Raw genomic sequence first — 13,646 nt, 5'->3', positions numbered from 1 at the left:
CCGGAGCCTGATTTCGCGTGACTGACGTCCCCGCCTCCTTCGATCATGAAGCCGCCCTGCTGGCCTGCGCGCGCGGCGAGCGCCGTGCATTGCAGGCGCTTTACGAACACGAGGGCCGCACTCTGCTGGGGGTGGCCTTGCGCATCGTGCGTGATCGCGCACTGGCCGAGGACGTCCTGCATGACGCCTTCCTCAATCTGTGGAACCGCGCCGCCAGCTTCGACCCGGCGCGCGGAGCGGCACGCGGGTGGATCTACACGGTAGTACGCCATACGGCACTCAATCGCATCCGCGCCATGCAGCACGAAGTCGCCGCCGGTGATGACCTGGAAGAACTGGCCGACCGCGCCGAGCCCGCCGTGGATGCCCCCGAGTGGCAAGCCGACCTCGGCCGGCTGGACGAGTGCCTGGGCCAGTTGAGCGATGCCAAACGCGCCAGCATCGTCTACGCCTATGTCGATGGCTGCACCCATGGCGAAATCGCCGAGCGCCTGCAAGCGCCGCTGGGATCGGTGAAGGCATGGATCAAGCGCGGCCTGGCCGCGCTGCGGGAGTGTATCGGATGAATGCATCACACGATGAACTGCAATGGCTGGCGGCCCAGTACGTGCTGGGGACGCTGCCGCACGCACAGCGCCAGGCGGTGGAGCAGCGCCTGGCCACGGACGGCGCACTGCGTGCCGCCGTCGATGAATGGGAAACCAAGCTGCATCCGCTGACCGCACTGGCCGAACCGGTGCAGCCCTCGGCCAGCCTGTGGCAGCGCATCGAGCGCAGCCTGCCCATGCCGGCCCCGGTACGTCAGCGTGGCGGCTGGCATGCATGGTGGGAGAGCGTGCAATTCTGGCGCTGGAGTACCGGCGCGGCGCTGGCCTGCTCGGTGCTGCTGGCCGTGCTCATGCTGCGTGCCGAGCCGCCGACGCGTGCGCCGGCCTACATGGTGGTACTGGTGGCGCCGCAGGACAAGGCCCCCGGCTGGGTGGTACAGACCGGTGGCAGCGGCCGCCTCAACCTGATCCCTCTGGGCGTGGCGACCGTGCCGCAGGAGAAGGCGCTGCAATTCTGGACCAAGGGGGCCAACTGGAACGGCCCGGTCTCGCTGGGCATCGTCAAGCCTGGCAAGACCCAGGAAGTCCCGTTGGACAAGCTGCCACCGCTGCAGCCGGACCAGCTCTTCGAGATCACCCTGGAGCCGGGTACCGGCTCGCCCACGGGCCGTCCGACCGGCCCCATCCTCTACATCGGCCGCGCGGTCAAGGTCACTTCCTGAGACCGGCGCGATAGCGCATGGCGTGAGCCAATCCGCGTGGCAGCGAGGACTGGCGAGATTCGTGGATGGCGCGCATCACTTGCGATGCGCGTTTCTACCGCGCGCTGGGAAATCGTCGCAAAACACGATGCAAAACAATCGCCAACGAAAAAAACCGAATAAGGAGACGCGGTTTTAAATTAAGCTTGCGCGAAATAATTACTGTCTCAGCAATGAATCGCAAAGTCTTCCGGCGCGTTTCCTCCTGGAAAATTCTCCTCTGGGCCTGCACCAGCATGGTCGGAGGCGTCTTTCTGGCGCAGCTCGCGCTGACCATTTCGGAGATCCGCCACATCGACGCCTCGTCGATGCAGGCCTTGCAGCGTGCGGAAGACGCCGGACGCGCCACCGCCGATGCGCTGCGCCGGGCCGAAGCGAGTCCCTTCGAGATGTGCTCGGAGGGCGACCTCACCATCCTGCGCAACATCACCTATGCCAACAGCTATGTGGCCGACCTGGGCCGCATCGAGCAGGGCGTGGTGCGTTGTACGGCGCTGTGGGGCAAACTGGACAAGCTCACCCGCCTGCCTGAGCCGCACTATCATGCGCGCGGCGGCTTCAGCGTGTGGAGCCATCAGGAAGTGCTGCAGACACATTACCAGACCAACCTGGTGGCCCTGAACCGCAGCCTGGCCATCGCCTCGCCCTCGACCTTCGATCTCAATCGTTTCTATCAGGATGTATCGCTGCGCATCACCAACGGCAACGGCACGCACACCTATGCCGAGCGCGACGGCCTGCGCTACAACCCGGCCGGCGCGATGGACCTGCTGCCCGGCATCGACATCACCGAATGCAGCCGCGACATGGCCCTGTGCGCCCAGGCGAGCGCGCGCCTGCACTGGTTTGCGCTGGCCCAGCCCTTGAGTTTTGTGGCGCTGCTGGCGGGCAGTTTCCTGCTGGGTGCGCTGGCCTACCTGATGCATCTGCGCCTGCGCCGCAATCAGGGTGTGGTGGAGAAGCTGCGCGAGGGCATCGCCAATGACGAGATCGTGCTGCTGTACCAGCCCATCGTCTGCGTGCGCGACCTGAGCCTGAAGGGATACGAAGCGCTGGCGCGCTGGCGCCCGGCGGATGAACCCGAGATCGGCCCGGACATCTTCGTCCCGCTGGCGGCGCAAAACCGGCTCAGCACGGCGCTCGCGAAGGTGGTACTGGCGCGTGCGCTGCGCGAGATGCAGGATCTGCTGCAGGCCGATCCGATGCTGGTGCTGGCGGTCAATACCGAGGTGGCCGACATCGAGGATGCGGACTTCATCGAATTCGCGCTCGAACTGACGGCGGCTACGCCTGGCCTGCGTCCGCAATTGCATCTGGAAGTCACCGAGCGTGCCGACATCCGTTCGGCCACTTTCACACAGAACATCGAGCTGTTGCGCCAGGCGGGCTTTGCGATCTGGATCGATGACTTCGGTACCGGCAGTGCCAATCTGTCGCATCTGTCCTATGCGCAGTTCGACGGCATCAAGATCGACCGGCTTTTCACCAGTGCCTTGAGCACCGGTTCACCGCTGCGCTCGGTGGTCCCCAACCTGCTGCGCCTGGCCACCGAGCTGGAGCTGAAGGTGGTCATCGAGGGCATCGAGACGGAAGAGCAATTGCAGCTCATACGCAGCATCGCACCGCAGATTCATGCGCAGGGCTGGCTGTTCAGCAAGGCGATGGAATTGCGCGAGGTGCTGCAGCAGCGGCAGCCTTATACGCTGGAGGAGTTCGGCCTGGCGGCGTGAGCGCGATGCTTGCGCTCAAGGGCTGTGGCCGTCTTTCCAGACATCGACGATGAGCACGACGCGGTCGCTGTCATCCTGATTGGCGGCGGCGTGGATCCGCAGGTCATCGAACACCACGATCTTGCCTTCGCGCGCCACGTGGCGTTGTCCTTCCACTTCCAGCCAGGCACCCGGTGGGCAGATCAGGCCCAGGTGTACGCGCCAGACTCCCTCGACGGCTCCCCGGTGCGGCAGGATCATCGCGCCCGGCCGCAGCACGGAAAACCCGGCCATGAAGAGCCCGGGAATCTGGCGCACGATCGCGTGCGTAACGGGGCACAGCATTTCGCCGGGCATGCGCTGGTCGGGGTAATGCACGCCGAGCACATCCCAGAGGCCGTTGTGCAGATCTTTTTCCGGCCACTCGACGACGCGATGTGCGGCTTGCAGGTATTCGTCGCGGATGCTTTGCCAGTGTTCTTCAAGAGGGCGCAGGTGGGGGTGGGATGCGATGTACTGGAAGGGTGGCATGAGGGGGAAATGGACGGGTGTTGATTCGCGATCTGGGTGGGGTGAAGCGGATTCGTCGTGCAGGGATCGATCAATCTGTTGAGCGTCGGGGCAAGCGTCGCCTCTGCTTTTTGGACAGCTTCACCGGCGGGTAGAGCGCGTCAATGCGCGCGATTTCTGCCAGTTCCTCAGGGGTGTGGAAGGACACTGGCTCTGCCCATTCACCATCCCGGATGATCGGAAACCAGCCGGGATAGCTCGTCTCAAAAAAGGATAGGTCAAGGATGTTGTAATTGTCCTTATCGATTCGCCGCAACGTCACCATCGCAAAGCCATAGTGCGTATAGGCGCCTCCCCCGCCTGCGGGTGCTCGCTGATCGATCTTCTCCGAATCCCAGTCATGAATGAAGCCTGTGGCTTCCGGCAACGGATCGTGAAACGACAGTTCGAGCTTGCCGCCGCCCTTTTTGCAGAAGCAGGGGATATTCGGCTGGCGCAGCATCGATTCAGTGTTGAGGTTGTCAGGGAGGAGGATGGTGAGATACATGGTCTTTATCTGCAAGGACATGGCAAAACAGCAGTCGCTATCAATACGGCCGATGCTCGTCAGCTTTACGTTATAACGACGAATTCTGCTCAGGCATCAGGGTCACTGCGTAGACGCGCATATCGTCTGAAAACTCGAATCGGACAAGATGGTCCGGCATCTCGTAGCGCATCCGGCCGAATTGGACGTTCACTGCATCTGCGACAACTACGCAACTCACAGCCACCCGAAAATCAAGACCTGGCTAGCCATCAGACCACGCTGGCATATGCATTTCATCCCGATATACAGTTCGTGGCTTAATCAAGTCGAACGGTTTTTCTCGCTAATCACCGATAAGGCCATCCGCCGCAGATCCTTCACCAGCGCCAAGCAACTCGTGCAGCGTATCGCCCCCTACAACGCGAATTGCCAGCCGTTCAAGTGGACCGCTACCGCAGACTCGATCCTCGAAAAGCTCCATCGACTTGCTCACGTATCAGCGGGACAGGACACTAGTCTCTGCGAAACGGATCAAATAAGATGCTTTTTCCTAACGACTTAGCATCGCGGATTACTTGCACCATTGAGTTAATTTGATCAGTGATGGATCGATCAGTAGCCGGAACATTCTGCAATTCTTGAATAAGCAATTCAAGCTGAGTATCAGAAAACAAATCGTAGTCGTCAAAACTTAGTTGAGAAAGGACTGGGAAACTTCCACTTTCCAATCGAAAAAAAAATTTCGCCAAGTCGATTGGTATCTCAAGTTTCCTGAGGCATCCATCTTGACCTGTAGCGGCTAGCCATTTATCCCAAATAATTAGGTAATACATATTTAAAAGGTCTTTCCTGGGAATACAGAGCCATGCCGACTTGGAGTCCAGCAACTGCGACGAGCCGTTGCCCCGGAACCGCCTGGCAACTAGAACATCTTCTATCGCACATTGTGGATAGACCCATTCATCCCATTTCCTAATTAACCAATCTTTCGAGATAGCACGGCCACCGCAATCAGCCTCCGGAGGTAACTTTATCAAAACTCGCCCTGCTTTCATCCCAGTGCAAACGATGAGTGCGTGCGTACTGCTCTCACTAGGGAGATAAAGCAACATAAAATCGACAATTTCCTCGTACGGCCATTCCGCCTTACTCGAAAAACCGCCCCCGCAGCAATCTCATCTTCTTCTCCTGTTAGCAAATTTTGCAAGTTCATTGTTTTCAAAAACCAGTAACACCGTAATGGTCGGGGAAATCGTAGTTTTCAGGAATTTCTGGCCAAATAAATCTGGCATCCCTGAACAAGACTTTATCAATTTCATCCTCAATATTTTCAAAGAGATTCATTAACTTGTGGGCATACAACCTAGCCCCTAGCAAAGCAGCAAAGGCTGCCAAATCATCTTTTTCCATCTTTGCTCTTTTAGATAGGCTGAATAAGAAAATTAGTCTATCCAAATACTTACCGAACTGTTGATCAAGCGATATTCCATAGTCAAGAGCCCAGCTGGATTGTTTACCACTCTCAGCCATCATTTCTTCCCTTGATAAACCTATATCTTTGGCCAGCGAGGTAAACAGCTCCTGCACTACATCCAAATTTTCTTCCTTTTTCATTTCAGCCTTCTTCCTTGTTTAATTTGCTGGCCGCACTCGCAACCGAATCCCCCGATACCGACGATGCCAACGCGAGTAACGAATTCTGTCGAGTAGGTCCGGCTCCGCTGGTCGGCGTGATGTCCAACTGGAAGTTGGTGACGATGTCCTGCAACTGATACGGCGCATTGTCATAGCGACGATCATCTGCACTGAAGGTGTGGCTCTTGACGTAGGTGTAGCTGGCCGAACCGGTCGAGACCACGCGCTGGCGGCCCAGCGGACCGGTGTTGTTGAGATTGGTGCCGTGATTTCCCACGTTTCATGACGAACACGGGATTACCCCAGCAATTTGCAATGCTAAGGATTGCATTTTTAAGCCGAACTCACTCAGGATCTTGAGCCTCGTAGCGTGGAAGAAAAAAAACATCTTGTACCGAGCATTGCGGATAAACCCATTTCCCCCAATTTTCGATGAGCCATTTTCTCGATAGAGTGTTCCCTGTAGGAGAACCTGAATCTAGGGGAAGTCGCACCAGAACCAAGCCGGCCTTCCTGCCAGACGAAACGACTAAAGCATGTCTAGTCCTATCATCCGCCATGTCCACCAACATGAAATCGACAAATTCTTCGTAAGGCCATACTCCTTTAACCCGAAAAATTGCACCATGCATGATGTACTCACAGTCTTCCAACGTAACTAATTTTTTCCACGCCATTATTTAATCCTCAAGTCGTGTCCGCCACTGGATTAGCCGGTGGCTACAAAATTCGTCTCAGGACACAATCCCTCCCACACTCAAACATATCTGATTCATCGAAAAGCTCCATCGACTTGCTCAAGTATCAGCGGGACAGGACACTAGTCTCTGCGAAACGGATCAAATAAGATGCTTTTTCCTGACGACTTAGCATCGAGGATTACCTGCACCATTGAGTGAATTTGATCAGTGATGGATCGATCAGTAGCCGGAACATTCTGCAATTCTTGAATAAGCAATTCAAGCTGAGTATCAGAAAACAAATCGTAGTCGTCAAAACTTAGTTGAGAAAGGACTGGGAAACTTCCACTTTCCAATCGGAAAAAAATTTTCGCCAAATCGATTGGTATCCCAAGTTTCCTCAGGCATCCATCTTGACCTGTAGCGGCTAGCCGTCTATCCCAAATAATTAGGTAATACATATTTAAAGGTCTTTCCTGGAAACATAGAGCCATGCCGACTTGGAGCCCAGCAACTGCGACGAGCCGTTGACCCGGAAGCCGACAATGCGCTTGCCAGGCCCCGTCTGATCCGTCGTCTCCAGATGCGCATTGTTGTTCACTTGCTTCTGTAGAACTCTTAAATCACTATCTTTCAGCGCTTTCATCAATTACTCGCTTTCACGAAGGGCGTATGCAAACGATACTGGATGACGATTTAGGCACCACAGGAGTTCGATCCGGCGCTGTGGCCGACTACGCCAATAGCAGCGTGGAGAAGGAGTGCGGGATGGACGCGTATTGATTCGCGAGCTGTCAGGAATGAGGCGGATTCGTCATGCAGGGCTCAATCTGTTGAGCCTCGGGGCAAGCGTCGCCTCTGCTTTTTGGACAGCTTCACCGGCGGGTAGAGCGCGTCAATGCGTGCGATTTCTGCCTGTTCCTCGAGGGTGTGGAACGACACTGGCTCTACCCATTCACCATCCTGGATGATCGGAAACCAGCCAGGATAACTGGTTTTAAAAAATGTGAGATCAATGATCTTGTACTGATTTCGATCAGTTCTTTTTAGAGACACGGTCGCAAAACAGTAATGTGTATAGGCTCCGCCAGCCCCAGCGGGAACACGCTGATCAACTTTCTTTATATCCCATTCATAAATTAACCCCGTCGCCTCAGGCAACGGATCATGAAATGACAACTCGAATTTGCTGCCCCCTATTTTGCAAAAGCAAGGTATGTGACGACGATCCAACATAAGTTGGGTTCCAAGATTCTGCGGCAGAACGATGTTCAGATACATGCAAAAATCACTTCTCCCAAAAGGACGAATTCGGCATCAATGATGCCTAGAACGGATTGAAGAATTTCCACTAGTGACTAGAAACAGATTCGGCTTGCGACGAGGGTTGACGGCAATTTATTGAATGCGATTTACAGGACAATATCTTGCGTTCCCACTTCTTCAACCTCTTCATTAACAAACTTAACGGCGAGGCCAAGTTCCGGCTCCAAAATGCATTGAAAAAGCACACCGACCACTCTATCTCCCGTACCGAACGATTGCTGAATCACGATCTCCGTTGGCCTTATCAGAGATTTTAGCTGCAAAGAATTCTCGATTTTTGGACATCGCATGTCACAAAGTTCCGCGCCGACAATAGAGCGATACTCGTCGCAGATCCGTTGGTAATAATCGAACAGATACTGTTCAGCCAACAACATCAATTGACTTTTCTTTTTATCGAAAATTAGAAATGCCTCCCGCTGCTCTTCTTCTATCTCAGCTCCAACGTCGCATGGAACGATCAACTTAACGTTAATCAAATCCCCGAAAAGAGGATAGGTATATGGGCGAGTCCATCCATATTGATACTCCAAATCACCAAAGACATCATCATGTGATCGCAGCATTTTAAGCCTTACTTTTTTTACCTAACGCAGGATAACTTGAGCAACACCCGGTTCGCTTCGGAGCAGTTGTTGTCAACATGGAATCCGACGACAGCCAGCTGCGCGTGCCCACGAACTGTGGATCAGTCTGCACCAGGAAGCGCTACGCCGGACCCGCATTGATGCGAAAGAGCGCATTATTGGGCAGCGTCAGGTCGAGATTGGCAATGCGGATCTCAGCGCGCCCACCTTGCCACTCTACCTCGACGCCTTGTTCATCGCGGCCATTTCTCTCGATTATGTAGAAGTGGCAGGCGGAGGCTGAGTGACCGTCCGACCAGCCAAAACCGAGAAATTCATTCTCACCTGAAAACCGGAAGATAATCCGAGCCGACAGCATGCTCTGGCACGCTGCGCTGTGCCAGCATTCGGCAAAAAGAAGCACACCTGACAAGACCGGCGCATCTTTAATCCTATTGACGATCGCTACGCTACTTCTGACCGACCAATCCATCAATGTTGATAGGACTGATTGGCTCTAGCCGCACAGATTGCACAATTTCACGGAATAGCTCTAACAAGCGCCGATGTTTTTCCGGATACGCGTCGGCTCCCATGCCAAACTTGGCTGACGATGTGGCGGAAAACCGCAGTGCCAACCAGTACTTTGTCTCTGGAATTTCAAGCACCCAAAATTCAATTGGCCCAGAAAGACTCTCCCTACTCTCCGACCAATCCTGAATTGGAATCTCCTTGTGCCGCCACCGAAGCCCATTGATCGTGACTTCCTTTGCGTCAGTGACCCACTGGTCGGTGCCTTTCGCTGGATCAGGTTTTACGATATACAACCCCATCGCATCCAAAGAGTCGGAGAATGCCGCTCCACATAATGCGCTGAAGCGCGTGAACTTGCCATATCCGTCAAGACCATAGAAAGCTTCGCGATAATCGTTCAATGTCCATTTCTGATTATGCTCACCAACAAAAGACAAGTGGCCATTTCTCTCAACGATCGGAGCATTAATCTCGGCCCCTAGCTCCCCGTATCCGCCCAGCCGCCTGAAAGGATTAAGCGGGTATCCCGCACATCCTCTGAGGTGAGTCGGCCCGCTGAGCCAACGATGGCTGATTTTCCATCGATCAACAAATCTGAACGAATACTGATCCTCAATTCCGAGTGGTGCTGGATGTATAAGTTGCCCACCACGATAAACACCGGGCTCCTGAATGGTGCAACCACTGGCAACGCATAGGACAATTACTCCAAACAATTTTGAAAAGCGCTGAAACGTTATTTCTTTCATGGATTTGACTGGGAAGTTGAAGGTGTCAGCAGAACGCCGCCCCTGTACGAACGTATCAGATCGGGTTGCTGATTTGAAGGAACAGGTCCGTTTGCGACAGGGTTCATGATACTTGCACATTCTCGCGCACCTGTTCCGTAACAACTGTGTGCGCTATTGCTTGAAACAATGACGTTATAGAATTCTTTAAGCGCAGCGATTACATCACCCGGATTTCCTGCGGCGATAACTGGTATAGGATCATTAGCCATATATGTGTAATTGATTTTATTTTTTCTTTCTGATGTCACGACCCTAGTGGCCGCATTTGTATAGTCTTGAGCACCTACACCGCCACCGACGCCTTCTACGACAAGGTTAGGGTTAACGTAGCCGTTATCGGCCGCTATATTGAAGGCATTCCGCTGCACAATTGTTCCTCTACTATGACCGAGTGACAAGGTTTCACTACCCCCTCTTCCCTTCAAGGTTTCAGCATAGGTAATGTCTGCATTTGTGTATCCCAACATAGGAGACAAAAGTTTCTCATATCCAGCCACAATAACTTCGGCAAGCGTAGTAGCAGCCGGAGCAATATGCATCAAGGAAATTTCTTTCGGCTTGTTCCCAGAACCATCTAATGGCGCATTCTGATATGCGAGTTGTCCCGCGCGATCCTTTTCATTCAAGATGCCATTCACGGCAAGGACACTACCATCGCGCTTTGCATCGTCGCTGCTAATTTCCTTCATGGCGATAAGTTCAGGATTGTTCAGGCAATCTCGGGCACTTCCCGAACAGGTAACCTTGTAGAACTTGGCCTCCTTCTTGAACATGGACTTATAAGCCGCATCAGTATCAACCGTAATCTGCCTGAAGAACTCATTCTTGATCATGCGTCCAGCCTCTGCCTTTTCTTGCAGCGGCTGCACATCCTGCTTTACGGCAGTAGTATGTGAATTGGCTGTGTCTCTATTGAGGTCCGCGACTGCCTGTTCTGCTGTTTTCCCTGTAAGAGCCAGCTGCCTTTCGCTATTCCCGACGGTAACCGTTGCGATACCAACTGCGCTTCGGGTAGTGCCCGAAGAAGAGCCGGACTCGCTACCATTGTTCATCAAATTACTGACCGCGGCCTTGGCTGCCCCGTATCTTCCTTGGCTCATCATGTCAGTAGAAAGCCCAACGCCACTCGTAGACGCCTGGGCCGAAGCACGATTCTGGATATCACTGGTTGTGATGGTGCCAGTATTTAGGACATTCTTTCCGTTGTTCTCCGCCTGTACGCTGCTGGCAATCTTGGCACCCTTCAGGTCGGTATTGTCAGCCACGTTGATCTGGAAACCACCATCGCCAGCCTGAACCGCGGACTGCTCGGTTATCCGCAGCATTAGCATTCCGGCTCTCAAGATTTCCATCCGGTTTTTCTCCGGTCACGATCTGGCCATCTTTCTTGTCGGTGATATTGCCCTCTGCGTCTCTGGTGTAGACCGTCTGTCCGTCCCCCTTCTTTATCGCGTCGTAGCCATTCATCGCGGCAAGTGCCGCGGAGGCCCCTGCCAATACTTTCATCCGTCCGTCGGAGGTGCGACCGGCGGCACGTTTCATCTGTCGCCACCGGCAAAGAGCATGGCGTGTTCGCGGTTGTTGACGTTTTCTGCACCGATGTCGAGACGGTCACGGGCGGCGATCACCGGCGCGGATGTGACGCCATTGACGGTTTCAGCTTCGTTGTCCACGGTGGTGGCAGCGATGGCGACGTGGTCACCGAAGATGCGTCCGGTTCCCAGGTTGCGCAGGGTCTGGGTGACGATCACCGTCTCCTGCGCGTCGATGAGGCCGCGATTGAGCAACGTGTGGGCATCAGTGGCATTGAGCTGCAGGCGATTGCCGACCAGCGTGCCGCCCGCACCGTTCATGATGGTAGGGGCCTTGATCCTGAGCAGCGTTGCGGCCTGTATCAGCCCGTCGTTGCCGAGCGTGCCGCCACTGTCGATATCGATGCTGCCATTGCTGCGCACCGTGCCGCTGTTGCTGAACCCTCCGGTCAGTTTGACGGTCGTGGCCTGCTGGCTCAATACCTGGCCATCACCGCCCAATGCAGCCGCATCGATGCTGGTGGTGCCGGTATCGAGCTTGCCGCCGGTATTGGTGATGGCGAGGCTGCGGCTGTTGTTGACCGCACCGTTGCCGCTGGCGCTGTCGGCATTGCGGTCGGCGATGCGCAGTGCGCCGCCGGCCGAGACGGTGCCGGCACTGTTGTCGAGGCTGCCGCTGGCGCTGACGGTGGTGCTGTCATTGGCGAGGATGGCACCGCGCGTATTGTCGATGCGATCGGCATCAATGCTGATGCGGGTGGCACGCAGGCCCTGGCTGGTGCCGCCGGTGTCAGTGTTGGAAAGGCCGGCCGCCTTGATGTCCAGGGCGTTGGCGGTTTCGATCAGGCCGCCATCATTGCGCACGCTGAGGCGGCGCGCCGGGGGCGCATCCACGCGATCCTGAATGCTCACACCCGCACTGGCAGAAATTGCGCCGGCACTGTTGTCCACGGACGTGGCGGCACGGATGGCGAGCGCCTCCTCGGCGCGCAGCTTGCCACGGCGGTTGTCGATCACGTCTGCATCAAGCGTGAGGCGCTTGCCGAGCAGGCCTTGCGAAGCGCCGCTCGTCCCCGTATTGCTGATGCTGGCGGCCTGTACCTGCAATGCCGCATTGGTCTGGATCTGGCCGCCCGTATTGGTGAGTGCCAGATTGCTGCCGCTGATGGAGAGGTCACCGGCGGCGGAGATCACGCCGCCGCTGTTGTCCAGGCTGCGTTCGGTGCGCAGGGTCTGGCTCTGGCTGGCCAGCATGCTGCCGCGCTGGTTGTCGAGCGACTGTGCCTGCACGCTGATGGTCGCGCCATGGAGACCCTGGTCGCTGGCACCGGTGTCGCGGTTGTCGATGCCGGCCGCCTGCAGGCGCAGGTTGGCGCTGGTATCGAGCAGGCCGGCCCGGTTGTCCAGGGCACCGCTGCCCAGTGTCACGTCGAGATCGCTGGTGGCCTGCAGTTTGCCGCCACGGTTGTCCAGGCTGGTGGCCGCAATGCTGGCGGTCTGCGTGGACTGGATCTTGCCGGTGTTTTCGATATGGCCGGCGACGCTGATGCGCACCTCGCCCGCGGCTGCGCCGATGGTGCCGGCATTGCGTACGCCCACACCGGCTTCGGTGCCGACCAGCACGATCTTGTTGGCATACATGCCGCCCAGTTGCGCCACGTCGATGGAGAGTGAGGGCGTGTCACCTTCGCCGTCGAGTTTCTCGACGACCTGGTTGTCGGCATTGACGCGGTTGGCTCCGGTGGTAATGCGCATATCGCGGCTCCAGAGGCCGGCGTTGATGCGGACGGCGCGCGCGATGATGTGGGTGTAGTCGGACTGGCTGCTGTCCAGCCCCTCGCCTTGCACCGTGACCGTGCCGCGCCGGACCACGAATCCATCCAGATTGCCATTGTTCATGATGGCCGTGCCGGTCGTCAGCGTGGTGCGGCTGGCATTGATGAAACCGCAGCCATCGCAGGTCACGCCGGACGGATTGGCGATGATGACCTGCGCACGGTCGCCAGCCACTTCCACGTATCCGCGCAGGAAACTGGGATTGGCCGAATTGACCTCGTTGAGGATCACCCCCGCAGTGCCGGTGGCCAGGTTGGGATTGCGCTGGATCCAGCCGCCCAGTCTGGTTTGCACGTCATTGCGGGCATTGTTGAGGATGGCCCCCGGCTTGTTGACGTCGAACTGGCTGTACGTATTGCGCGACACGCCTGCCGCGCTGGGCGTGGTGATGTTGACCTGCGGCAGGCCGTTGGCGGTGGTCACCACCACGGCCTGTTGCGAGCGCGGTGCCGACGGATCGGCGACGATCTGGGCCTGCGCGGCAGGGAGCGTCAGCAGTTGCGCGCCGGCCAGTACCAGCACCGCGAAGGCCAGCGGCTGCAGGCGCGCAGCGTTGAGCGGCGGCACGGCACTGGTGGCCATGCCGTCCGCACCGGATGCCGCGCCATGGCTGCGGCCCAGTTCCGACACGGCCATGAGCAGGCCGCGAGTCTTGTTGAAGATGACGCGATAACAGAGCTTGTTCATGG

Annotated in this window: 16 protein-coding genes and 2 pseudogenes; 4 read left to right on the top strand and 14 right to left on the bottom strand. The window is 56.4% G+C overall.

Annotated features, from left to right (window positions below):
- Nucleotides 1-17 precede the first annotated feature (17 nt).
- From J2X56_RS15715 to J2X56_RS15705, 3 genes are all read left to right on the top strand, one after another.
- The gene (locus tag J2X56_RS15715; RefSeq protein ID WP_204724949.1) at nt 18-566 is read left to right on the top strand and encodes a sigma-70 family RNA polymerase sigma factor; all 549 of its coding nucleotides are present in this window, start codon (nt 18-20) and stop codon (nt 564-566) included.
- Nucleotides 563-1,270 (top strand): anti-sigma factor domain-containing protein, encoded by a 708-nt coding sequence (locus tag J2X56_RS15710; protein WP_134137231.1) that lies wholly within the window; start codon nt 563-565, stop codon nt 1,268-1,270. The genes J2X56_RS15715 and J2X56_RS15710 overlap by 4 nt, the downstream gene beginning before the upstream one ends.
- 212 nt (nt 1,271-1,482) lie before the next feature.
- Complete coding sequence (locus J2X56_RS15705) at nt 1,483-3,039, top strand: EAL domain-containing protein (protein WP_252697376.1); 1,557 nt, start codon at nt 1,483-1,485, stop codon at nt 3,037-3,039.
- A 15-nt stretch (nt 3,040-3,054) separates the two neighbouring features.
- Here the strand turns inward: J2X56_RS15705 and J2X56_RS15700 are convergent, their stop codons facing one another.
- Nucleotides 3,055-3,549, bottom strand: coding sequence for an aspartyl/asparaginyl beta-hydroxylase domain-containing protein (locus J2X56_RS15700; protein ID WP_310160803.1), 495 nt, complete (start codon nt 3,547-3,549; stop codon nt 3,055-3,057).
- A gap of 70 nt (nt 3,550-3,619) precedes the next feature.
- Nucleotides 3,620-4,075, bottom strand: a complete 456-nt coding sequence (locus J2X56_RS15695; RefSeq protein WP_227022796.1) for a hypothetical protein — start codon at nt 4,073-4,075, stop codon at nt 3,620-3,622.
- A 166-nt stretch (nt 4,076-4,241) separates the two neighbouring features.
- Here J2X56_RS15695 and J2X56_RS15690 point away from each other — a divergent pair.
- Nucleotides 4,242-4,573, top strand: a pseudogene (locus J2X56_RS15690) (transposase); the annotation flags it as partial.
- Here the strand turns inward: J2X56_RS15690 and imm45 (J2X56_RS15685) are convergent.
- The 12 genes and pseudogenes from imm45 (J2X56_RS15685) to J2X56_RS15630 all read right to left on the bottom strand — a co-directional run.
- Nucleotides 4,570-5,187 (bottom strand): annotated as a pseudogene (gene imm45 / locus J2X56_RS15685) (Imm45 family immunity protein); the annotation flags it as partial. The pseudogenes J2X56_RS15690 and imm45 (J2X56_RS15685) sit on opposite strands and share 4 nt — an antisense overlap.
- Nucleotides 5,188-5,275: 88 nt before the next feature.
- On the bottom strand, nt 5,276-5,671 hold the full coding sequence (locus J2X56_RS15680) for a hypothetical protein (RefSeq protein WP_310160801.1): 396 nt from the start codon (nt 5,669-5,671) through the stop codon (nt 5,276-5,278).
- Nucleotide 5,672: 1 nt separating this feature from the next.
- A complete protein-coding gene (locus J2X56_RS15675; protein WP_310160799.1) occupies nt 5,673-5,969 on the bottom strand; it encodes a hypothetical protein in 297 nt (98 codons plus the stop codon).
- 67 nt (nt 5,970-6,036) lie between these two features.
- Nucleotides 6,037-6,369, bottom strand: a complete 333-nt coding sequence (imm45, locus tag J2X56_RS15670; protein WP_310160797.1) for an Imm45 family immunity protein — start codon at nt 6,367-6,369, stop codon at nt 6,037-6,039.
- A 466-nt stretch (nt 6,370-6,835) separates the two neighbouring features.
- A complete protein-coding gene (locus J2X56_RS15665) occupies nt 6,836-7,018 on the bottom strand; it encodes a hypothetical protein (RefSeq protein WP_121044449.1) in 183 nt (60 codons plus the stop codon).
- Nucleotides 7,019-7,197: 179 nt separating this feature from the next.
- Entirely contained in the window at nt 7,198-7,653 is a 456-nt protein-coding gene (locus tag J2X56_RS15660; protein WP_199725115.1) for a hypothetical protein, read from the bottom strand.
- A 131-nt stretch (nt 7,654-7,784) separates the two neighbouring features.
- Complete coding sequence (locus tag J2X56_RS15655) at nt 7,785-8,264, bottom strand: DUF6985 domain-containing protein (RefSeq protein WP_121044451.1); 480 nt, start codon at nt 8,262-8,264, stop codon at nt 7,785-7,787.
- Between the two features lie 142 nt (nt 8,265-8,406).
- Nucleotides 8,407-8,757, bottom strand: a complete 351-nt coding sequence (locus tag J2X56_RS15650) for a hypothetical protein (protein ID WP_121044454.1) — start codon at nt 8,755-8,757, stop codon at nt 8,407-8,409.
- Nucleotides 8,735-9,547 (bottom strand): hypothetical protein, encoded by an 813-nt coding sequence (locus J2X56_RS15645; protein WP_310160794.1) that lies wholly within the window; start codon nt 9,545-9,547, stop codon nt 8,735-8,737. The genes J2X56_RS15650 and J2X56_RS15645 overlap by 23 nt, the downstream gene beginning before the upstream one ends.
- On the bottom strand, nt 9,544-10,854 hold the full coding sequence (locus J2X56_RS15640; protein WP_310160792.1) for a hypothetical protein: 1,311 nt from the start codon (nt 10,852-10,854) through the stop codon (nt 9,544-9,546). The genes J2X56_RS15645 and J2X56_RS15640 overlap by 4 nt, the downstream gene beginning before the upstream one ends.
- Entirely contained in the window at nt 10,847-11,131 is a 285-nt protein-coding gene (locus J2X56_RS15635) for a hypothetical protein (protein WP_310160791.1), read from the bottom strand. The genes J2X56_RS15640 and J2X56_RS15635 overlap by 8 nt, the downstream gene beginning before the upstream one ends.
- On the bottom strand, nt 11,128-13,644 hold the full coding sequence (locus J2X56_RS15630) for a filamentous hemagglutinin N-terminal domain-containing protein (RefSeq protein ID WP_310160789.1): 2,517 nt from the start codon (nt 13,642-13,644) through the stop codon (nt 11,128-11,130). Before J2X56_RS15630 ends, J2X56_RS15635 begins: the two co-directional genes overlap by 4 nt.
- Between the last annotated feature and the right edge of the window lie 2 nt (nt 13,645-13,646).

This window comes from Herbaspirillum sp. 1173, assembly GCF_031455335.1.
Classification (GTDB): Bacteria; Pseudomonadota; Gammaproteobacteria; order Burkholderiales; family Burkholderiaceae_D; genus Herbaspirillum; species Herbaspirillum huttiense.
This window is presented reverse-complemented; position numbering and strand designations above follow the sequence as displayed.

Coding starts and splice junctions, on each gene's coding strand:
- J2X56_RS15710 (WP_134137231.1), top strand. CDS start 563: ATGAATGCATCACACGATGAACTGCAATGGCTGGCGGCCCAGTACGTG.
- J2X56_RS15705 (WP_252697376.1), top strand. CDS start 1,483: ATGAATCGCAAAGTCTTCCGGCGCGTTTCCTCCTGGAAAATTCTCCTC.
- J2X56_RS15700 (WP_310160803.1), bottom strand. CDS start 3,549: ATGCCACCCTTCCAGTACATCGCATCCCACCCCCACCTGCGCCCTCTT.
- J2X56_RS15695 (WP_227022796.1), bottom strand. CDS start 4,075: ATGTATCTCACCATCCTCCTCCCTGACAACCTCAACACTGAATCGATG.
- J2X56_RS15680 (WP_310160801.1), bottom strand. CDS start 5,671: ATGAAAAAGGAAGAAAATTTGGATGTAGTGCAGGAGCTGTTTACCTCG.
- imm45 (WP_310160797.1), bottom strand. CDS start 6,369: ATGGCGTGGAAAAAATTAGTTACGTTGGAAGACTGTGAGTACATCATG.
- J2X56_RS15665 (WP_121044449.1), bottom strand. CDS start 7,018: ATGAAAGCGCTGAAAGATAGTGATTTAAGAGTTCTACAGAAGCAAGTG.
- J2X56_RS15660 (WP_199725115.1), bottom strand. CDS start 7,653: ATGTATCTGAACATCGTTCTGCCGCAGAATCTTGGAACCCAACTTATG.
- J2X56_RS15655 (WP_121044451.1), bottom strand. CDS start 8,264: ATGCTGCGATCACATGATGATGTCTTTGGTGATTTGGAGTATCAATAT.
- J2X56_RS15650 (WP_121044454.1), bottom strand. CDS start 8,757: ATGGATTGGTCGGTCAGAAGTAGCGTAGCGATCGTCAATAGGATTAAA.
- J2X56_RS15645 (WP_310160794.1), bottom strand. CDS start 9,547: ATGAAAGAAATAACGTTTCAGCGCTTTTCAAAATTGTTTGGAGTAATT.
- J2X56_RS15635 (WP_310160791.1), bottom strand. CDS start 11,131: ATGAAACGTGCCGCCGGTCGCACCTCCGACGGACGGATGAAAGTATTG.
- J2X56_RS15630 (WP_310160789.1), bottom strand. CDS start 13,644: ATGAACAAGCTCTGTTATCGCGTCATCTTCAACAAGACTCGCGGCCTG.